This window comes from Paenibacillus xylanivorans, from assembly GCF_001280595.1.
GTDB lineage: Bacteria > Bacillota > Bacilli > Paenibacillales > Paenibacillaceae > Paenibacillus > Paenibacillus xylanivorans.
The window spans coordinates 403818-425234 of sequence record NZ_LITU01000081.1; the positions used below are offsets into that span (position 1 = coordinate 403818).

Genomic DNA, 21417 nt, shown 5'->3' on the forward strand with positions numbered 1-21417 from the left:
ATCGGAGGCCGTACATCCATTGAAAACAAAAGATATAGCTGTCCTTGCGGGTATCATCGGCATCGTGTTGATGATGATTCTCCCGATCCCAACCTGGTTGTTGGACATGCTGCTTGTCATCAATATCTCACTTGCACTGATGATACTGCTTGTTGCGATGAACAGCAAAGAAGCACTGCAATTTTCTATCTTTCCTGCATTGTTGCTGATCACGACGTTGTTTCGATTAGCACTCAACATATCGACAACGAAACTGATTCTGGGACAAGGAAACGCGGGATCTGTTGTAGCCACCTTTGGTAGCTGGATAGCCGGCGGACAGATTGCAATCGGATTTATTGTGTTCCTAATTCTCGTCGTTGTTCAATTTATCGTTATAACCAAGGGTTCCGAGCGTGTAGCTGAAGTAGCAGCACGATTCACCCTCGATGCGATGCCTGGTAAGCAGATGAGTATCGACGCAGATTTGAATGCCGGTCTGATCAATGAGCAGCAGGCGCGTGAACGTCGTTCCAAAATCGAACGTGAAGCGGACTTTTACGGAGCCATGGATGGTGCGAGTAAGTTTGTAAAAGGGGACGCTATTGCGAGTATCATTATTCTCCTAATCAATCTGATTGGCGGCTTTATCATCGGAATGACAGTACATGGTCTTGCTTTTGCTGATGCGCTGTCCACCTATTCCGTATTAACTATCGGGGATGGACTGGTAAGTCAGATTCCTGCACTCCTGATATCTACAGCAGCAGGTCTTATTGTAACAAGAGCATCATCGGAAGGTAATTTGGCCGATGACATTACGGGGCAATTGTTTACATACCCGACGCTCCTTTATATTGTAGCTTTTGTAATAGCAATGCTCGGGTTTTTCACCCCGATCCATATTATTACAACGTTGCCTCTTGCAGGTTTGCTAGCTTTTTCGGGTTGGAGGATGCAGAACAATCTGAATCAGAAGCAAGTGGCCGAGGAGCAAATGGAAGAGGAGCAGCAGATAGAAGAAGTGAGAAGTCCAGAGAGTGTAATCAACTTGCTTCAGGTTGACCCTATCGAGTTTGAATTTGGTTACGGTCTGATCCCTTTGGCTGACAATCAGCAGGGAGGGGACTTATTGGATCGAATCATTATGATTCGTAGGCAGTGTGCTCTTGAACTGGGGCTAGTCGTCCCGGTTATCCGGATTCGCGATAATATCCAACTAAGACCGAATGAATATGTCATCAAAATTAAGGGTAATGTGGTTGGCGGCGGGGAACTGTTGTTAAATCATTATCTGGCGATGAGCCCGGGTTACGAAGAGGAGTCTGTAACAGGGATCGAAACGACAGAGCCAGCCTTTGGACTTCCAGCGTTATGGATTGATGAAGTAACCAAAGACAGAGCTGAACTTGCAGGATATACAGTTGTAGATCCTCCTTCGGTTGTAGCAACACATCTAACTGAATTGATTAAGAAGCATGCGCATGAGTTACTTGGTAGACAAGAAACTAAAGCACTTGTGGATAATCTCAGAGAGAATTATGCTGCGCTGGTGGATGAACTCATCCCATCCGTTCTCTCTATAGGAGATATACAGAAAGTACTCGCCAAGTTGCTGCGTGAGAAAGTTTCCATTCGTGATATGGTTACAATCTTCGAGACATTGGCTGACTATGGAACGTATACCAAAGACCCGGATGTACTGACGGAATATGTGAGACAATCCCTCTCTCGTCAGATTACTCAGCAATTCTCTCAAAAAGGGGAGACGCTTAGAGTAATCACTGTTGGACCTGGTCTGGAGAAGAAAATTGCAGAGAGTGTACAGCAATCCGATCAAGGCAGTTACCTTGCATTGGATCCAGCCTCAACGCAGAGTGTATATCAAAAGTTGACTGAACAAGTCAATCGTCTAATCCAGTCTGGCCAGCAGCCTGTTGTATTAACTTCTCCAACCATTCGTATGTATCTGCGCCAGGTGATCGAACGCACTATGCAGGATATACCAGTGCTTTCCTATAGTGAGTTGGAACCGAATGTTGAAATCCAAAGTGTCGGGGTGGTGAACTTATGAGAGTAAAACAATACGTCGTTGAGACCATGCCCGAAGCTATGCTTCAAATTCGCAAAGACCTGGGAAGGGATGCTGTCATTCTGTCCACCAAGGAAATCAAGGTGGGCGGTGTGCTGGGGATGTTCCGCAAAAAAAGAATCGAAGTTGTAGCAGCAGTAGATAAGGAAGAAAAAAAACAAGTAACAAAGCAAGTAACAAAGCAAGTGCAAAACCAATTTACACCCGTGCCTCGCGCATTTGTACCTGAAGCATACCGACAAACGGCTCGTTCGTTTGTCGCCGCTTCTGATGAATCAGCTGTAAATACAGCCGACAAAACTGTGCAAGATAGAACGATGGATGCCCCAGCTGTGTCTGAATTGAGTGAAATCGGTTCAGACATGAGCAACGGCAGACCTTCTTTGAGTATCGAGCATAAACCGCGACCGCAAGGGGCGGATTTTTCGGGTTTACCATCTGCCAGTGGGCAGCAGAAGCAGGAGATCGATCCGCAGCAAGACCAGCTGATGTCTGAATTGCAGGAGCTCAAACTGATGATGACCAAGTTGTCTAAACAAGGGGCTTCGGCAGACCCGGTACCAGAGGAGCTTCATGCTCTTCGAGAAAGGTTGATGGAGCAAGACATTTGGCCAGAAGTATGGGAATCATGGTTTGACGTTGTTCAGACGGTGCTTTCTGAAAAAGGTTTAAGTGAAGTAGAAGCAGTTCAAGCAGTTCAATTGGAAATTTCTCATTTTTTGGAGAAACGTATCGACGCAGGTATTTTGCCGACCACACGTATTGTATATGTAGCTGGGCCAACAGGCGTTGGTAAAACAACAACGATTGCCAAGCTGGCTGCGGAACAGATGTTCAATAAACAGCGGAAGGTAGGATTCATCACTTCAGATACGTATCGGATCTCAGCGGTAGAACAACTAAGAACGTACGCATCCATTTTAAATGTCCCGCTTGAGGTCGTACAATCCCCAGGTGACACACAGCGTGCGATCTCCCGTCTTGAGCAATGTGATCTGATCTTTATGGATACAGCCGGAAGAAACTACCGGAATGAGTTGCTAGTTTCAGAACTGCAAAGCTTACTCGCGCCTGTGGAAAATAGTGAAACCTTTTTGGTTATGAGCATGACTTCCAAAAGTGCTGATATGGTTCAAATTACGGAGCATTTCAGCAAATATGGGCTGGATAAGGTCATTTTTACGAAGATGGACGAGACCGGAAGCTGTGGGCCGATGTTTAACCTACTGCACCGTTTTCCACTCAAACTTGCTTATGTGGCTAACGGACAAAATGTGCCAGATGATCTGCTCAAGCCTGATGCGGATTCTCTGACCAAACAATTGTTAGGAGAGCTTGTACGATGAAGGACCAGGCAGCCTCACTCAGAAGTATGGTCCCCATGCCTAGCGGAGTGGAAGGAAGGGAGCATAATTCACGTTCCTCCAAAATCATAACCGTTGCCAGTGGAAAGGGAGGGGTTGGAAAATCCAATTTCACACTTAACTTTGCACTGAGTTTACAGGCAATGGGGCAAAAGGTATTAGTATTTGATGCAGATATAGGGATGGCTAATATCGATGTTCTAATGGGAACTTCTTCTCCCTACAATCTGTACCATTTGTTATACCGACAGAAATCCATACAGGAAATCATACAGCTTGGTGCAAGCGGGTTGCCTTATATCGCCGGAGGTTCGGGGATGAAAGAATTGTTCTCATTGTCAGATCGAGATCTGGAGTTTTTTGCTGGGCAAGTTGAAGAGATTGCTCAGGAGATGGACTATGTCATTTTTGATACAGGAGCAGGACTTTCCAAAGAAAACATGAAATTTATCGGTGCAGCCGATGAATGCCTGATCATCACCACACCTGAACCAACTTCAATAACCGATGCTTATGCTTTAGTCAAAGTTATGCATGGCCAGGAAAATGCTACACCCTTTCGGATGATCGTTAACCGGGTTGAAGACCAGCAAGAGGCGGAACGGGTGGCGGATAAAATAGCTGGAGTGGCAAAGAGATTTCTACAGATCGATATCCCGCTGCTTGGATACATTTCCGAAGATGCCCAAGTTGTAAAGGCAGTTAAAAGGCAAGTGCCATACAGTCTGGCATATCCGAATGCAAAAGCTTCCAGGGATATAGAGAAACTCGCACATCACTATTTGGCTGCACATGCTGCTCCGGGATCGGGAACCGAAACCTTGACAGGAATCAGAGGTTTTATGAAAAAGTGGCTAAAGCGGACAACATGATTTCTGAATAAAGGAAACAGGGGTGGAAACAACATGGCGGTGTATCAAGTATTGGTTGTCGATGATTCCGCTTTTATGCGTAAAATTGTTTCAGATTTAATTGAAGCAGATTCGGAGTTTAAGGTTACGGCAACAGCATCAAATGGTAAAGAAGCCATTCAAAAAGCAATAGATTTGAAGCCCGATATCATCACAATGGACGTTGAGATGCCTGAAATGAATGGATTGGACGCATTAAAATCGATCATGAAGCAATCTTTCGTTCCGGTAATTATGCTCTCGGGTATTAATGAACAAGGCATGAAGGAGACCATCATGGCACTTGAGGCCGGTGCGTTTGACTTTATTCGTAAGCCATCGATTGTGCATGATCAGGATATTGCCCAAGTAGGTAAAGCTCTGGTTGAGCGGATGCGAGCAGCTATGAATGAAATCAAGCGAAAGGCCGATCGTGAAGCATCCATGAAGAATCGGGATGAAGCGCAGAGCAAACTGTTGCATCAGCCCCAGCGAGTTCAGGTAGATCCATCTTTACAAGACCGCAAAGGTCTTTTGAAGAAAACGATAGAGCCTGCCCAGTCAGGAACACGACTTGTCAGCGGACAAACCGAACCCTTGCGAGCAAAACCGAAGCAGCAGCCAACTGTTCCATTAACGAACCAGAATGATGGACGTCTGGACAAAAAGCCGGAGCGTTTGCGAGATGCAAATGGAGTCTTGGATGCCAGCACTGACAAATTAGCAAAGGCGAACAAGCCAACGCAGCCTGTCAAGGAAAACCGTTTGTCCAATGTATCTCGATTGGCAGAACAGGAGACAGCTGCAGCTGAACCATCCAAGGATATTGCCAAGGTAAACGCATCTCATAAGGGAGCAGGAGGACCGGAAGGATCATTTAACAAACTTGTAGCTATTGGTTGTTCAACTGGGGGACCGAGGGCCCTCAAGACTTTGCTGGAGCAACTGCCAGGTGATTTACCGGCTCCAGTCATTATTGTTCAGCACATGCCGCCTAATTTTACCCGGTCCCTTGCCCAGCGATTGAATACGTTCAGTGAACTGCATGTGGTTGAAGCTGAGGAAGGCATGGTTCTACGAAAAGGAACAGCTTATATTGCTCCAGGCGGCTTTCATGTCAAAGTCAACAAAACGGCAGACGGAAGGTTCAACCTAAAGCTGACAGAGGAAGAACCAGTCAATGGTCACAGGCCTTCAGTAGATACGATGTTTGAGTCGCTACTGCCGTACACGTCATTGCAACGACATCTGGTTTTGCTGACAGGGATGGGCAGTGATGGCGCTCGTATGATGAAAAAATTGTATGAAGCGGGTGTCACATCAACCTTTGCGGAGAATGAAGAAACTTGTGTTGTGTATGGTATGCCGCGTTCAGCTGTAGAGCTGCAATGCGTGCGGCATCTTCTGCCATTGCAGGAGATTGCGCCTAAACTTGTTCAAGCTGTGAAATAAACGGAGTGTAACTCATGGAGGAGGTGCCTCACAATGGACATGAATCAATATTTATCTATGTTTATTGATGAGTCTAATGATCATCTGCAGTCCCTTAACGAAAATATGCTTCAACTCGAAGGCAGTCCGGAGGATTTAGGAATTGTTCAGGTCATATTCCGCTCTGCTCATACGTTGAAGGGTATGGCTGCTACAATGGGTTTTGAGGATTTGGCATCATTGACGCACAAAATGGAAAATGTACTGGATCTGGTACGTAATGAAAAGTTGAAAATGCAGGATTTCATTTTTGATACCCTGTTCAAGAGTTTGGATGCTTTAGAAACAATGGTTCAGGATATTACCGGTGGTGGAGAAGGTAAAGCGGATGTATCCTCCATCGTGGCTTCTCTCCAAGCAATTGAGAGTGGTGAATGGACGGGGAGTACTGCTCCAGCAGCTGCAGTAAATCAATCATCAAGTACAGTAACACCAAGTGCGGTTGAACTGGACGAATTCCAGTACTCCGTATTGGATCAGTCCATAGCTGAAGGTCACCGCGTTCTCTATATTGAAGTTCTTGTCAGCGAGCAGAGCCAGCTAAAGGGTGTACGTGCATATATGGTCTTCGATCTGTTAGAACGCTCAGGTGAAATTGTTAAATCGTTCCCAACAGTTCAGGATATCGAGCAAGAGAAGTTTGAGCGCAGTTTTTCGTTGTATTACATAACGACCAAAGAAGCGCAGGAACTTGAAAAGGGCATTATGAGCATCTCTGAAATTGAAAGTGCCAAAGTCATTCAGCTGGATCAAGAAACTCTTCAGCAAATGACTAATCAGGCAGCGGCAACAGCTGAAGTGGAAGCTGCACCTGTTCCTGCTCCAGTAGACGCATCCCCGGAACCGGATTCTTCATCGAAAGAGGAACCAAAGAAACCGGTAGTGACCAAAACTGTTGCACCTAAACAAGCTGCTGCACCTTCACGTACCATTCGTGTGGATATAGAACGTCTGGATGTACTGATGAACTTGTTCAGCGAGTTACTGATCGATCGTTCGCGTCTGGAACAGTTGGCCAGCGAGACGGGCAATAATGATTTATCAGATACAGTAGCTCATTTGAGCAGAGTCAGTACAGATTTGCAAAATATTGTACTGAAATTGCGGATGGTTCCTGTGGATACGGTATTCAACCGTTTCCCACGTATGATTCGTGATCTGGCTAAAACACTCGACAAAAAGATTGATCTGGTTATTACAGGTGCCGAAACGGAACTTGATCGGACGGTAATCGATGAGATTGGTGATCCGCTGGTGCATTTGCTGCGTAACGCTGTTGACCATGGTGTTGAATCGATCGCAGAGCGTGTGGCAGCAGGTAAACCGGAATTGGGAACAGTTAACCTTCGCGCCTTCCATAGCGGAAATCATGTGTTTATTGAAATCGAAGATGATGGTAAAGGTATTTATCGTGATAATCTGTTGAGAACAGCTGTTAAACGTGGAGTTGTTACCGAAGAACAAGGTGCCAAGATGAGCGATGATGAAGTCAACCAGCTGTTGTTTGCACCAGGCTTCAGTACCGCAGATAAAATCTCGGATATCTCCGGCCGTGGAGTAGGCTTGGATGTTGTAAAATCCAAAATCACTTCCCTTGGTGGTAATGTAACCATTCATTCGACACCGGGTAAAGGCACCAACTTCTCTGTTCAGCTACCATTGACCCTGTCCATCATCGCTGCGATGCTTGTGCGACTTGGATCCGAGAAATATGCCGTTCCTTTGTCTTCTATTGTGGAGACAGCTATTGTACAGCGTGAACAGGTCCGAAACATTCATGGCAATAAAATGATCACGTTCCGTGAGTCTTTAATTCCGTACCTGTCATTGAGCGAAGTTTTCGGAGTGCCTGATTTTAATGATGCGGACGAACAAGAAACTGAAATCGTGGTCATTCGCAAAGGTGAACGTCTTGCAGCTGTAGCCGTTGAAGAATTTATTGGACAGAGTGAGATTGTTCTTAAATCGATGGGTACTTATCTTCCTTCCATTGAAGGGATCTCTGGAGCAACAATTCTGGGAGACGGACAAGTAGCTCTGATTCTTGACCCTAACGCGTTTATTAAATAAGCACACAAGATAAGTCTTACATTTAATAGGGAGGTTTTATCCATGGAAGAAGAGTTGAAAGTCATTGTCTTTAAATTAGGTTCCGAAGAGTATGGTATCGAGGTAGACAAGGTTCAGACTATTGAGCGCATGATGCCTATTACCCGTGTTCCCAAGACCTTCTCTTTTGTAAAAGGAGTTATTAACTTACGTGGTGTTGTTATTCCAGTCATTGACCTGCGTGGTCGATTCTCTTTGCCGGAAACAGAATATACCGATCAAACACGTATTGTCATTGTAGGTGTGGACGACATGCAAGTTGGCTTTATCGTTGACTCTGCCAATGATGTTATTGACATCAAGCGTGATGCTATTGATAGTCCGCCTGAAGTGGTTGGTGGAGTTAAAGCAAGATACCTGCGTGGTGTAGCCAAGCTGGAGGATGCGCGTCTGTTGATTATGCTTAACCTCAACGAAGTATTAAATAAAAGCGAGATTGTACAGCTGGAAAGTATTGAGGGCTAACACCGTGGAACTGTTCAACCGATTTGAGGGATTCCAAATGGATGTGCTCAAAGAGGTCGGTAACATTGGAGCAGGCAACGCCGCAACGGCGTTGTCTCAGCTTCTCAATAGACCGATTGACATGGGTGTACCTACAGTACAGATGCTTCCTTTTGAAGAAGTTGCTGAAAAAGTGGGCGGAGATGAACGTATTGTTGTTACCGTATTTCTTCGTGTTGAAGGCGAAGCACCAGGCAATCTGTTCTTTATGATGGCACCTGAGGCTGCCAAAATGCTGCTGAACCGGCTTGCCGGCTTTGATCTGAAGGAAGGTCTTGCATTCACGGAAATGGAACAATCGGCTCTATCCGAAATCGGGAATATTTTGGCGGGTTCGTACCTTTCTTCTTTAGCAGATTTTACGAAACTATCTATGTATCCGACCGTTCCTGGACTTGCTATTGATATGGCTGGAGCCATTTTGAGTTACGGTCTGCTGCAGTTTGGTGAAATGGGCGACGATGCATTATTGATTGACACTTCTTTCTTTGAAGGCGAAGATCAGGTAGAGGGTCAATTTTTCCTAATTCCGGATCCTCCTTCATTTGCTAAGATATTTGAATCTTTAGGGGTGCCACTGGATCATGATTGAAGACAAAAGCGTCGTTAAAGTCGGTATGGCGGATTTGAACATTGCTCATCTTCCCGGCGTAATCCGTACGACTGGCTTGGGCTCTTGTGTGGGATTAACGATGTATGATCCACATTTGAAACTTGCCGGAATGGCGCATGTCATGCTCCCCACTTCAGAGATTGCTCGTGAAGGAACTTTGAACAAAGCCAAATATGCAGATACGGCATTGCCGGAATTGCTACAAAGAATGATACAACTCGGTGCATCTCGTTCACGTATTGTGTCCAAAATGGCTGGAGGGTCTCAGATGTTTGCCTTCTCGGGGGCAGGGGATACGATGCGTATCGGACCGAGAAATGCGGATTCTTGTCGGGAATGGTTAGAAAAGCTTGGAATTCCACTTCTTGCCGAAGATACCGGTGGGAATTATGGACGAACAATTGAAATGGACTGTGAAACTGGACTTTTGACTATTCGAAGTGTCCAAATGGGTGTAAAGGAACTATAAGACATGATAGGAAACTACCGCATTAATCTTGGAGCAGGCATAGTCGGATTTATTCTGACTTTTTTTGTAGCATACAGCAGCAATGTGTTGATGACCAGTTTAATTCGCGGGTTGATCGGCTTTGTAGCCTGGTTTGTCCTCGCTTATGGTTTACGCTGGGGACTGGGATTGCTGCTGAACCCTCAGGCTGAGGGGAATGAGTATGGATATGATTCACAGGGCGCTCAAGAACTAAGAGGTTCACAGGTGGACATTAAACTCGAAGACGATGGACAAGAGCTGAACGACTTGCTCAAACATGGACAGAACGCCTCCTCTGGGGAGAACCTTCCACCATCTGAGACGAAAGCTCCAACGGGATTTGCCCCTTTGGATCCGCCTAAACTTGTCCGGACCAAGGAGCCGGAGGAGTTGGCGCAGGCCGTTCGTCACCTGACAGACAAATAAGGAGGGTGAAAGCAATTGAACGAGCGTAAAGCTTCACATTTGAACCACGCTGACTTGTGGGAAAAGTGGAAAGAACAAGGCGATCTTGAAGCCAAGAAAAGTTTGATCGAAAAGTATCTTCATATTGTAAACTATGTATCCGGGCGTTTGGCTGTCGGTCTGCCCAAAAATGTCCCGAAAGATGATCTGGAGAGCAATGGAGTCATGGGGTTGATTGATGCGTTGGAGAAATTTGACTATGAGCGTGGTCTGCAATTTGAAACGTACGCATCCTGGCGGGTGCGTGGTGCAATCCTTGATGGTTTACGACAGGGAGATTGGGTGCCTCGTTCCGTTCGGGAGAAAGCAAAGCGGATTGAAGATGCTTACCAGCAACTAGAGCAGACCTATTTGCGTTCCGTTAGTGATGATGAAATGAGTCAGTATCTGGACGTGTCGACGAAAGACTTTCAACATATGCTTCAAGAAGTGGCAGTTATGTCGCTTTGCTCTTTAGAAGATCCGATCCGGGAAGAAGAGTCTGAGACTCGACTTTCCTTAATGGTCGACGAAAAAGCCAAAAACCCGGATTATAAAGTAAATGAGTTCTATTTAAAAGAAGCTTTGGTGCAAGGGCTTGATAAATTGACTGTCAAAGAGAGAACAGTTGTTTCACTTTTATATTATGAAGATCTGTCTCTCAGTGAAATTGCTGAGGTCATGTCTCTCTCTCCGTCACGTATCTCGCAGCTGCACTCAAAGGCCATTTTACGGTTACGTGGAACGCTGGATAAACAAAAAGACTTGCTTATGCGTAAGGATTAGTATGTTAATATATTAATAGAGAGCTTTAATATAGGATTTGGGGAGTGGAAAGTCTAAAAGGGGGAAGAAATGCATTGACACAGCGGACTGTTTTGGAACAGTGTTTGAGCATTGTTTTATCAGATGATAAAAGTACGGCCTACCTTGAATTTTCCAAACAGGAAGAAGGTTTTGCCTGTACACCGGATGAGCTCGAAAAATATATAGCCAGTCAGGGTATTAAGTATGGTGTACTGCGCGAAGCATTGCTTGTTTTTGTGAGTCATCCTGAGACGTATGTGAAGGATCGATGCAAGATTGCGGAAGGTATTAAACCAGTACAGGGAACGGATGGATTCATCAAGGTACTGGTGGACATGGAGGATTCCAATGAACGGCGCCCTCTGGAAGCGGAAGACGGAAAAGTCGATTACAAAGAAGTGACTCGCTTAAACAATGTTCGAACAGGTCAAATCATTGCTGAGCGAATTCCTCCTGTGGATGGCACAGTGGGTAAGGCTGTAACAGGTGAAGAAATTCCTTTTCGTCCAGGGAGAGAAGCCCGCTTCAAAATTGGGAAAAATGTTGTTGTTAACCCTGATGGATCTGCGATGTATGCTGCTCTGGATGGATTGGTTACCAAAACAGACGGCAACAAACTGAATGTGTTTCCTGTATACGAGATCAATGGCGATGTGGATTATAACATCGGTAACATTGATTTTGTGGGTACAGTTGTCATTCGAGGTAATGTGCTCACCGGATTTAAAGTAAAAGCGGCGGGGGATATACGTGTCGTCGGAGGTGTCGAGGGAGCAGAGCTGGAAGCAGGAGGCTCTGTCGAAATTACCGGTGGTATTATTGGTTATAACAAAGGACTTATACAAGCTGGACATAACGTGAAATGTACTTTTATTCAAGAAGGCAACGTCGATGCGGCGGAAAATGTTCTGGTATCCCAAAGTATTATGCATTCCACAATTCGTGCAGGAAATGCGGTAATCTGTGAAGGCACAAAAGGACTTATCGTTGGCGGATCGATCCAGGCTGGTGAAAACGTCTCAGCACGCGTTATTGGCAACAGCATGTCTACTGTGACTTCCATTGAAGTAGGCGTATTACCTAAGCTTCGTAACGAGCTGAATGAATTACGTAAGGAAGTCAGGGAACAGATGGATGCTTTGGATAAAACGAAAAAAGCTTTGACAATATTGGATCAGTTAGCTGCTGCAGGGCAATTAAGCCCGGATAAAATGTCGATGCGGATCAAACTGAGTGCTACACAAAAATCTGCCCTTCGTCTTAGCGAGGAAACGAAAACTCGTATCTTTGAAATCGAAAAGGTACTTGAAGATACAAGCAGGGCACGCGTCGATATTCATAAGATGATTTATGGTGGCTCTAGAATAGTTATCGGCAGATACACCAAATTTATTAAAGATCCGGTAAGTCGAATATCTTTTTATTATCATGATGGGGATATAACGATGGTTCCATTCGTATAAGTACAGCATTCAAGCACAAGAAGAAATCCATTCGATACCGTGAGGTGAGCGTATGAGTTTCAAAGCGGTTGAGTTGCAGATTGCCGTACCAAGAACAAGTGAGGCCGGGCGTTATCAGAGTGAAGCTCAGCAGAGACCGGTTATTGACCAGAATCTACTAGCAGAACAAACGGCCAAAGAAGCAAATGAAGCAAGGCAACGGAGCGAGGCGCTGGATGAGACAGCGCACACCAATGTACGCGATGGTCAATCTAGCAACAAAGAGCAGCATAGCGGCTCCAACGAACCTGAATCTACTTCAACTTTAGAAACCGTCAAACCTGCTGAGCATCCATACAAAGGAAAACATATTGACCTGTCGCTGTAATGGATGACATGTGACTCACATGTAGTCTTATGCATCGATGGCTGCATTAAAAGGAGAGAACCCAATTTGTCACCATGGATCATTATTGTCATATTAGGAGCCTGCGCAATTGCATATGCGCTTATCATGCCAAAGAAAAACAAGGTGCAGGAGCCTGAGCATCACCTGGTGCAAGAGATGGAATCTACGCTTGAGCACTATATGGCTGAGATCGAAAACGACAATGATGCTCTCATCCAGCGTGTTGCTGAGATGAAGGGTGAGGCGACGGCAGCAGATCAGCGTATGCAATCGCAGCTTCAGGAATTACAGCGGAGGCTGGATCAACTGGAAGAAAGTAAAACGACAGAAACAGACATATCCTCCAATACAATTCCGGTACATAGCACAAGCGGATTGCAAGCTCAGGCGCTTGTAGACAGTGTGCGAGCAGATTTGGCCCAACAGGCGTCAGAAATAGAACAGCAGTCCACTGAGCAAGAATCTAAGCCTGTACCTGAATCCATTAAGGATCGATATGCAGAGCTGTTTAATTTATATGCTGAAGGAAAGTCAGTAGATGCCATTGCCAAGCAGACAGGCATACAACGTGGAGAAGTACAGCTGATTCTACAGCTGGCAGAACGGGAGGAGAGCTAACAGATGGACAAGCGCTCCTTATGGATTGGACTTGGAAGCGGCATGATTGTTGGTGCCGTATTGCTGCAGCTTGCAACAGTTGGACAAAACGCATTGTCTGAGAGTAATCTCGACCCGGGGCTGGCTATAGCGAATCTGTCGAAAGAACAACTGGAAACGGCTGCGAAGAGCATGGATATGAAGCTTGTAGCTTCTGAAGATGAGCTGTTTACGGAAACTGAGTGGGTAGAGAAGAAGAAACAGGAAAGCACCGAAATGCAGGGGGAAGCGGCAACGGCTCCAGAAGCGGCTAAGTCGGCTGAGAAACCGGAGCAACCCGAGAAACCACAGCAGCCTGCCACCAATGAAAGCGGAAAACAGAACGAAGTTAATCAGCCAAAGACGACTGATCCGTCAACTCCTAACAGTCCAGAAGCTGCGGCTACCGTATCTTTTAAAGTGCGTTCAGGCAACAGTCTGGCCATTGTGGCGGGCAATCTGGAGAAAGCCGGGATTGTCGATAGTGCACAAGCTTTTATAAAGGCTGGCAGGGCTGAGCGAATTAATACAAAAATACAAGTAGGCACCTATGACCTGGAGAAAGGCGAAAGCTTCAAATCCATTATTGCCAAGATTACAAAAGAACCGTCAAACTGAGTGCGCTCAGACAGGGCGGTTTTTTTATTATAAATAGTGACAAGTTTTGCATCGCTACAATGGATATGAAATTGCTTGGAAAGGGCGCTTTCTTGTACAAAGCATTTTAGTTTGAAAGACTGTTGCATCAGGCAATCAGTTATGCTATATTAGATAACGGTGTTAAAACACACGCATGTGCTAATTTTGTTGAGGGTGCTTTCCTGATGGAGAGTCTTGGCGAAAAATGATGCCGGCGGAGGACACAATAAAAACCATATTAGGAGGTGTGTGAAGATGGCAGTAATCTCCATGAAGCAGCTTCTCGAAGCTGGGGTACACTTCGGTCACCAAACTCGTCGTTGGAACCCAAAAATGGATCGTTATATCTTCACTGAAAGAAACGGAATTTATATCATTGACTTGCAAAAGACAGTGAAAAAAGTCGAAGAGGCTTACAACTTCGTTAAAGGAATCGCAGGAGAGAATGGTACAATTCTTTTCGTGGGTACGAAAAAACAAGCTCAAGATTCCGTTAAAGAAGAAGCTGAACGCGCTGGTCAATTCTACATTAACCAACGTTGGCTCGGCGGTACCCTGACTAACTTCTCAACTATTCAAAAACGTATTGATCGTTTGAAACAGTTGGAAGCTTGGGAAGAAGACGGTACATTCGCTGTATTGCCTAAAAAAGAAGTAATCTTGCTTCGCAAAGAGAAAGATCGTCTGGAGAAATTCCTCGGCGGTATTAAAAATATGAAAGGCCTGCCAAGCGCCCTGTTCATCATCGATCCACGCAAAGAGCGTATCGCTGTTGCGGAAGCTCGCAAATTGGGTATCCCAATTGTAGGTATCGTTGATACTAACTGCGATCCGGATGAGATCGATTATGTTATCCCGGGTAACGACGACGCAATCCGCGCCGTTAAGCTGTTGACAGGTAAAATGGCTGATGCCGTTATCGAAGCTAACCAAGGCGAAGAAACATCCGCTTAATAGATTCGAACATATCTAATGAATTAAATGAAAAGGGTGGTTGGCAGGTGGATAACCTCTCACTGCCCTTTTTTTAGAGTGTACGTACAATTACTTATTTTTGGAGGGAATTAATAATGGCAGTTAATGCGAGTGCAGTAAAAGAACTCCGTGAAAAAACGGGCGCAGGTATGCTCGATTGCAAAAAAGCACTTGAAGAAGCAAACGGTGACATCACGAAAGCAGCTGAATTGCTTCGTGAAAAAGGTCTGTCAGCAGCAGCAAGCAAAGCTGGCCGTGCTGCAACTGAAGGCGTTGTAGAATCTTATATCCACGCTGGTGGCCGTATTGGTGTGCTGGTAGAAGTTAACTGTGAAACTGACTTTGTTGGTAAAACAGACCAATTCAAAGAGTTCGTTAAGGATATCGCTATGCAAATCGCAGCAGCGAGCCCTAAATTTGTTACTCGTGAAGAAGTTTCCACAGAAGAGCTGGAAAAAGAGAAAGAAATCTTGAAAGCTCAAGCTTTGAACGAAGGCAAACCAGAAAAAATCGTTGAAAAAATGGTTGAAGGCCGTATCGGTAAATATTACGAAGAGTTCTGCCTGTTGGAGCAACCTTTTGTTAAAGATCCAGACAAAACGATCTCCCAACTGTTGAATGAAAAAATTAGCCAAATCGGTGAAAACATCTCCATCCGTCGTTTCGTTCGTTACGAGCTGGGTGAAGGTCTTGAGAAAAAAGTAGACAACTTCGTAGAAGAAGTTATGTCCCAAGTAAACAAATAAGGCGGTTTTCAAACAGGCAAGCAGAAATGATTTTCGAAGATATAAGAATGATGAAACTTCGAAGCGCTACTCCCTTATATCCTAGGAAAACAATGCCTTACCGGTTGAATGTTTTTCCTAAAAGAGCGGAACACAACTGTGTTCCTTTCTTTTTAAGCAGGAGGCCATGCGCGAGAAGTTTTGTTGGTTGAACGCCTAGGGTGTTCAATTCAAAGTGGAGGGTGAATAATTGGAACAGCCAGTATTTAAACGTGTTGTCTTAAAGGTCAGCGGAGAGTCTCTTTCCGGTCAAAACGGCTACGGTATTGATGCAGAGACAATCTCGTCGATTGCCCAGCAAGTAAAAGAAGTAGTTGAACTAGGTGTACAGGTTGCTATCGTATGTGGCGGCGGAAACATCTGGCGCGGAATTGCCGGTAGCGAAAACGGCATCGACAGAGCGACTGCGGATTATATGGGGATGCTGGCGACGGTTATGAACTCGTTGGCACTGCAAGATGCACTGGAACAGATTGAAGTGCCAACACGTGTACAGACATCGATTGCCATGCAACAAATCGCAGAACCTTATATTCGTCGTAGAGCTATTCGTCATCTGGAGAAAGGCCGGGTCGTTATTTTTGCAGCAGGTACAGGTAACCCGTTCTTCTCCACCGATACAACAGCAGCACTGCGCGCAGCGGAGATCGAAGCAGAAGTCATCTTGATGGCCAAAAATAAAGTCGACGGTGTATACTCAGCAGATCCGTTTAAAGACAGCACGGCTGTCAAGTTTGATCAGTTGACTTACATGGATATACTTAACAAAGATCTTGGTGTAATGGACTCAACGGCGTCCTCGCTTTGTAAGGACAACAACATTCCGTTGATCGTATTTGCCATTACGGAACAAGGTAACATCAAACGCGTTGTTCTTGGTGAACGCATCGGGACAATCGTTAAAGGGAGTGTAGATTAATGCCACAAGCGGTTAAAAAACATGCCGAAGAACGTATGGATAAAGCGATTCAAGCGTTACGACGTGATCTTGCCACTTTGCGTGCAGGTCGTGCAACTCCGGCTCTTCTCGACCGGATTCAAGTGGAGTACTACGGTGCAATGACACCGCTCAACCAATTGGCTAATATCAGTACACCGGATTCCCGGACACTGATGATCCAGCCGTGGGATAAATCCTCCATGGGGGATATTGAGCGTGCGATTATGAAATCCGATCTTGGCCTTACGCCAGCGAACGACGGAACTATGATTCGTCTGTCCATTCCAGCACTTACGGAAGAACGCAGATCAGAACTTGTGAAGTTGACGAAAAAATTCGGTGAAGAAGGTAAAGTAGCTATTCGTAATATTCGCCGTGATGCGAATGATGATATTAAAAAAATGGAGAAGTCAGACATTTCCGAGGACGAGTCCCGGAGACATCAAGATGACATCCAAAAATCGACCGACAAGTTTATTGCTGAAGTCGATAAGGTACTCGCTGCCAAAGAAAAAGAAATCATGGAAGTGTAAGACAAGCGCAGCCCCTCCAATACGGTGGGGTTTTGTCTCTTTTTCCAAGCTTCAGGTGAAGAAACTTCAGGGATTTTGGAGGAACAGGAATGATCAAACGGGTTCGGTCGTGGTGGAATGGGGCTGACAAGCAGGAAACGCTGACTATATCCGAGGATAATATCCCGCAGCACGTCGCCATCATTATGGACGGCAATGGACGATGGGCGAAACGTTTGGGTCTCCCACGAATAGCTGGCCACCAGAATGGGATGAAGGCGGTCAAACGTGCGACCATCGCGGCGGATGAACTGGGCATCAAATATCTGACGATGTACGCTTTTTCGACAGAAAACTGGACGCGTCCAAAAGAAGAAGTGGATTTTCTGATGCGGCTTCCGCAAGAATTTTTGGCGATAGAGCTGGATGAACTTATAGAAAAAAATGTACGCATTCGTATGATGGGCCAGGAGGAACATTTGCCCTCCCATACCATTAATGCTTTGCGTGAAGCTATACGTCTTACGGAACATAACACAGGGCTTGTTTTGAATTTTGCAATGAACTACGGAAGTCGCCGCGAAATGACAGACTGTGTCAAACAAATCGCTCTGCAGGTAAAGTCGGGGGAACTATCGGCAGAGGATATTACGCCTGAACTCATTGACAGACATATGCTCACTGGGGATATGCCTGATCCGGATTTGCTGATCCGGACGAGCGGAGAGTTGAGATTAAGCAATTTTATGCTTTGGCAGCTTGCTTATAGCGAATTATGGTTTACGGATATATACTGGCCCGAATTTGGCAAAAAGCATTTGCTTGAAGCAGTAGCCGAATATCAGCGCAGAACAAGGCGTTACGGCGGTTTGAAATAGATGGAGGATGAAGCCGTTGAAACAGCGATTAACGACAGGAATCATAGCAGGTGTGTTGTTTTTGGGTTTTTGCATGCTGGGCGGACCCTGGTACCATGGTTTGGTATTGCTTATGGCTCTCATCGGTTATTATGAATTTGTGAAAATGACCGGGGTACAGCCTTTTTCAGGTGTAGCCCTAATCGGTTATGCAGGTATCTTTGCCATTGTGTTTCCTTGGGAAATGGTTTGGGAAGCCAGGCCGCTAACGTTATTCCAGATCGGCTGGATAGTGATGCTTGTTCTAATGACGGCCTCTGTAGTAACTAAAAACAAGATTCCTGTGAACACTGTAGCCATGCTCTTTCTGGGAGTAATGTACATTGGAATCGGTTTTTATTACATTGCAGAATCCAGACATTTGCATCACGGATTGTTCTGGACGTTTCTGCTATTAGGTTCCATATGGGCAAGTGATGCTGGTGCCTATTTTGTAGGGAAACTTATCGGAAAGAACAAATTGTGGCCCTCGATTAGTCCTAACAAAACGGTAGAGGGTGCGCTGGGCGGTATTGTAATCGCGGTAGTCACTTCTGTTGTTTTTGCATGGGTGTCAGACGGTTTGTTGTCTTGGCAAAGAGCGGTATGGATTGGGATTGCTTGCGCGGTTGTGGGACAGATGGGAGATCTGATCCAATCTGCTTACAAACGTGTGTATAAGATCAAAGATTCCGGCAATCTGCTCCCGGGGCATGGTGGTATTCTGGATCGGTGCGACAGCTGGATTGTCGTTTTTCCATTCGTACATATACTAATGCTTCTGCCCTATTAAAGATGAGCACAAGCCACATGACGAGATGTTCGTCATAGGCATTGGATAAATAAAGATGAGGTGCAGCATGAAAAAAATTGCGATTCTCGGGTCAACGGGTTCCATTGGAACCCAGACACTGGATGTGGTCGATATGCATCCCGAACGCTTTCAAGTAGAGGGACTGGCTGCTGGGGGCAATATAGAACTGCTGATTGAACAAGCGAAGCGTTACCGGCCCAAAAAGGTATCGGTTGGCTCGAAAGAGCTGGCGGAGACCGTGGCTCCCCACTTGCCGGTTGAAACGCAGCTTTTTTATGGTAAAGAAGGACTGGTGGAAGTTGCTGCTGGAACGGATGCGGATACGGTTGTTACTGCTGTAATGGGAAGTGTTGGGCTTGAGTCGACCCTGGCTGCTATTGAAGCAGGTAAACAGATCGGGCTGGCTAACAAGGAGACGCTAATTACAGCGGGACACATTGTTACTGCCAGAGCCGCTGCGAAAGGGGTACCGCTTCTGCCAATAGATAGTGAACACTCGGCTATCTTCCAATGCCTGAATGGAGAACCTCGCGAACGTGTGATGGGAATTACGCTTACAGCCTCTGGAGGATCTTTCCGTAATTTGACTCGTGAACAGCTAAAGGAAGTTACCGTGGAAGATGCGCTCAAACATCCGAATTGGTCCATGGGATCCAAGATCACGATTGACTCAGCGACGATGGTGAATAAAGGTCTGGAAGTTATTGAAGCGCATTGGCTGTTTGGACTAAGATATGATCAGATTGACGTGTTGCTTCACCCGGAAAGCATCATTCATTCCTACGTGGAATTCAATGATACGAGCATTATTGCGCAGCTTGGCAATCCGGACATGCGAGTTCCCATTCAGTATGCACTGACCTATCCAGACCGCTTGCCATCACCTGCAAAACGCCTATCCCTAGCGCAAGCAAGCGAGCTGCATTTTCGTGAAATGGATATGGAACGGTTCCCTTGTTTAAGAATGGCGTACGAGTGTGGTAAAATGGGAGGGACCGCAACAACGGCGTTTAATGCAGCCAACGAGGTTGCCGTAGCCCGTTTCTTGCGTAAAGAGATTTCGTTCCTTAAAATAGAGGATATTATTGCTTCTGTGCTGGAAGCACACCGCAATGAGGACGAGCCTGATCTGGAGGAAATCGCAAGATGTGATCAGGAGAGCCGTCAACTTGCGTTCAGTCTGTAATCTCTTTTTTCAAGATAAAATGGAAGAAGTGATTCTCTTGTGCAGCATCAGAGAATAATGATAATCTAAAGGGACAGACTGCGGTTCGTGCCGTGAAGGAGGATGGATAGGGATTGGAAACCATACAAGTGGTATTTCTAACGGTGCTCATGTTCTTTGTCATCGTGACGGTTCATGAATGGGGACATTATTATTTTGCCAAACGCGCCGGCATTCTTGTACGGGAATTTGCGATCGGTTTTGGTCCCAAATTGTTCTCATATAAAAGAAACGAGACCCAGTTTACACTGCGTTTGCTGCCCTTTGGCGGATATGCACGTATGGCTGGGGAAGACCCGGAACTGGTAGAGATTCAAGAAGGTCAGACCATTGCAGTAAGAGCGGCTGATGACCAGGTCAAAATGATCTACCTCGATCAATTGGATAACCGAAAAAATGTAATTCGTGGTGAAGTGATCTCCATAGATATGGAGACTGCGCTGAAATTGCAACTCGATGTAGATGGCGAAGTTCAACAGTACCGGATACATCCGCAAGCGATGTTGGTGAGTCGGGGCAAACAAACCCAGATTGCACCGAAAGATCGTCAATTTGGCAGTAAAACGGTGGGTCAACGGGCCATGGCTATTTTTGCCGGACCACTCATGAATTTCATCCTGGCATTTGTGTTGTTTGCCGTATATGCGCAAATGGCAGGTGTTGCAGTTGAGAATCCAAAAAATCTGGAAATTGGTGAAGTGCTTGAAGGTGGAGCTGCCGACCAGGCGAACTTGCAAAAGGGAGATATCATTGAGACAATCAATGGTACTGCTATTGGTACGGATTCGCAAAAAATGGTGACGATGATTGCCGATTCCAAAGACAAACCGATGGAATGGACACTGCGTCGGGGGGAAGAAACGTTCAACATAACGATTACACCTCGTGCCGTAGAAGGACAAGAGGGCGGCAAGGTGGGGATTGTACCAACATTGCCAACCCGATCCGTTGGATTTGTAGAAACCTTCAAAGTGTCTGGGATAGCGATGGTTGATACAACCAGAGTGATCTTTGAAGGCTTCAAACATCTGATCAATCAGTTTAACATGGATGATATTGGTGGTCCAGTTCGTACATTTGAAGTAACAGGCCAAATTGCGAAACAAGGAATTGAACAGTTAACGAGATGGGCAGCCATTTTGAGTCTCTATCTCGGTATTTTCAACCTGTTGCCTATTCCTGCATTGGACGGAAGTCGTCTTGTATTCCTAGGAATCGAAGGACTGCGCGGCAGACCTGTTGATCCCAACCGGGAAGGCATGGTTCATTTTGTTGGATTCGCCATGTTGTTTGTACTGATGCTGGCAGTAACATATAATGATATATTACGATTAATTAACGGATAATTATGGTTTGACTAC

22 protein-coding genes are annotated in these 21417 nt (G+C 45.6%); all 22 read left to right on the forward strand.

From position 1 onward, the window contains the following. Positions 1 to 19: 19 nt before the first annotated feature. The 22 genes from flhA (at position 20) to rseP (ending at position 21402) form a co-directional block, all read left to right on the forward strand. Positions 20 to 2053: a flagellar biosynthesis protein FlhA gene (gene flhA / locus AMS66_RS27610; RefSeq protein ID WP_053783806.1), complete on the forward strand. Its 2034-nt coding sequence runs from the start codon at positions 20 to 22 to the stop codon at positions 2051 to 2053. Continuing rightward, positions 2050 to 3417: a flagellar biosynthesis protein FlhF gene (flhF, locus tag AMS66_RS27615; protein WP_053783807.1), complete on the forward strand. Its 1368-nt coding sequence runs from the start codon at positions 2050 to 2052 to the stop codon at positions 3415 to 3417. The genes flhA and flhF overlap by 4 nt, the downstream gene beginning before the upstream one ends. Further along, positions 3414 to 4307, forward strand: a complete 894-nt coding sequence (locus tag AMS66_RS27620; RefSeq protein ID WP_053783808.1) for a MinD/ParA family protein — start codon at positions 3414 to 3416, stop codon at positions 4305 to 4307. The genes flhF and AMS66_RS27620 overlap by 4 nt, the downstream gene beginning before the upstream one ends. A 33-nt stretch (positions 4308 to 4340) precedes the next feature. Then, positions 4341 to 5777, forward strand: a complete 1437-nt coding sequence (locus tag AMS66_RS27625; RefSeq protein ID WP_053783809.1) for a chemotaxis protein CheB — start codon at positions 4341 to 4343, stop codon at positions 5775 to 5777. 33 nt (positions 5778 to 5810) lie between these two features. Continuing rightward, positions 5811 to 7886: a chemotaxis protein CheA gene (locus tag AMS66_RS27630; RefSeq protein ID WP_053783810.1), complete on the forward strand. Its 2076-nt coding sequence runs from the start codon at positions 5811 to 5813 to the stop codon at positions 7884 to 7886. Between the two features lie 42 nt (positions 7887 to 7928). Continuing rightward, positions 7929 to 8390 (forward strand): chemotaxis protein CheW, encoded by a 462-nt coding sequence (locus AMS66_RS27635; RefSeq protein ID WP_053783811.1) that lies wholly within the window; start codon positions 7929 to 7931, stop codon positions 8388 to 8390. Between the two features lie 37 nt (positions 8391 to 8427). Next, positions 8428 to 9021 (forward strand): chemotaxis protein CheC, encoded by a 594-nt coding sequence (locus AMS66_RS27640; RefSeq protein WP_090807429.1) that lies wholly within the window; start codon positions 8428 to 8430, stop codon positions 9019 to 9021. Then, positions 9014 to 9511 (forward strand): chemotaxis protein CheD, encoded by a 498-nt coding sequence (locus AMS66_RS27645; protein WP_024630236.1) that lies wholly within the window; start codon positions 9014 to 9016, stop codon positions 9509 to 9511. Before AMS66_RS27640 ends, AMS66_RS27645 begins: the two co-directional genes overlap by 8 nt. Before the next feature lie 3 nt (positions 9512 to 9514). After that, a complete protein-coding gene (locus AMS66_RS27650; RefSeq protein WP_053783813.1) occupies positions 9515 to 9958 on the forward strand; it encodes a hypothetical protein in 444 nt (147 codons plus the stop codon). 15 nt (positions 9959 to 9973) lie between these two features. Further along, positions 9974 to 10762: a FliA/WhiG family RNA polymerase sigma factor gene (locus AMS66_RS27655; RefSeq protein WP_053783814.1), complete on the forward strand. Its 789-nt coding sequence runs from the start codon at positions 9974 to 9976 to the stop codon at positions 10760 to 10762. A gap of 74 nt (positions 10763 to 10836) precedes the next feature. Beyond that, complete coding sequence (locus AMS66_RS27660) at positions 10837 to 12246, forward strand: DUF342 domain-containing protein (protein WP_053783815.1); 1410 nt, start codon at positions 10837 to 10839, stop codon at positions 12244 to 12246. Between the two features lie 52 nt (positions 12247 to 12298). After that, entirely contained in the window at positions 12299 to 12613 is a 315-nt protein-coding gene (locus tag AMS66_RS27665; RefSeq protein WP_053783816.1) for a hypothetical protein, read from the forward strand. A 66-nt stretch (positions 12614 to 12679) separates the two neighbouring features. Further along, a complete protein-coding gene (locus tag AMS66_RS27670; RefSeq protein ID WP_053783817.1) occupies positions 12680 to 13252 on the forward strand; it encodes a hypothetical protein in 573 nt (190 codons plus the stop codon). Positions 13253 to 13255: 3 nt separating this feature from the next. Then, entirely contained in the window at positions 13256 to 13888 is a 633-nt protein-coding gene (locus AMS66_RS27675) for an endolytic transglycosylase MltG (protein ID WP_053783818.1), read from the forward strand. Positions 13889 to 14164: 276 nt separating this feature from the next. Further along, positions 14165 to 14863 carry a 30S ribosomal protein S2 gene (gene rpsB, locus AMS66_RS27680; RefSeq protein WP_024630243.1) on the forward strand — a complete coding sequence of 233 codons (699 nt, stop codon included), beginning with the start codon at positions 14165 to 14167 and terminating at the stop codon, positions 14861 to 14863. Positions 14864 to 14979: 116 nt separating this feature from the next. Beyond that, positions 14980 to 15630: a translation elongation factor Ts gene (gene tsf / locus AMS66_RS27685; RefSeq protein ID WP_053783819.1), complete on the forward strand. Its 651-nt coding sequence runs from the start codon at positions 14980 to 14982 to the stop codon at positions 15628 to 15630. Between the two features lie 229 nt (positions 15631 to 15859). Then, positions 15860 to 16588, forward strand: coding sequence for a UMP kinase (pyrH, locus tag AMS66_RS27690; RefSeq protein ID WP_024630245.1), 729 nt, complete (start codon positions 15860 to 15862; stop codon positions 16586 to 16588). Beyond that, positions 16588 to 17142: a ribosome recycling factor gene (frr, locus tag AMS66_RS27695; protein WP_053783820.1), complete on the forward strand. Its 555-nt coding sequence runs from the start codon at positions 16588 to 16590 to the stop codon at positions 17140 to 17142. Before pyrH ends, frr begins: the two co-directional genes overlap by 1 nt. An 89-nt stretch (positions 17143 to 17231) precedes the next feature. Further along, positions 17232 to 17999 carry an isoprenyl transferase gene (locus AMS66_RS27700; protein ID WP_024630247.1) on the forward strand — a complete coding sequence of 256 codons (768 nt, stop codon included), beginning with the start codon at positions 17232 to 17234 and terminating at the stop codon, positions 17997 to 17999. 16 nt (positions 18000 to 18015) lie between these two features. Then, positions 18016 to 18810 carry a phosphatidate cytidylyltransferase gene (locus AMS66_RS27705; protein ID WP_053783821.1) on the forward strand — a complete coding sequence of 265 codons (795 nt, stop codon included), beginning with the start codon at positions 18016 to 18018 and terminating at the stop codon, positions 18808 to 18810. A gap of 67 nt (positions 18811 to 18877) precedes the next feature. After that, entirely contained in the window at positions 18878 to 20017 is a 1140-nt protein-coding gene (locus AMS66_RS27710) for a 1-deoxy-D-xylulose-5-phosphate reductoisomerase (RefSeq protein WP_053783822.1), read from the forward strand. Positions 20018 to 20130: 113 nt separating this feature from the next. Next, entirely contained in the window at positions 20131 to 21402 is a 1272-nt protein-coding gene (gene rseP, locus AMS66_RS27715) for an RIP metalloprotease RseP (protein ID WP_053783823.1), read from the forward strand. Positions 21403 to 21417 lie beyond the last annotated feature (15 nt).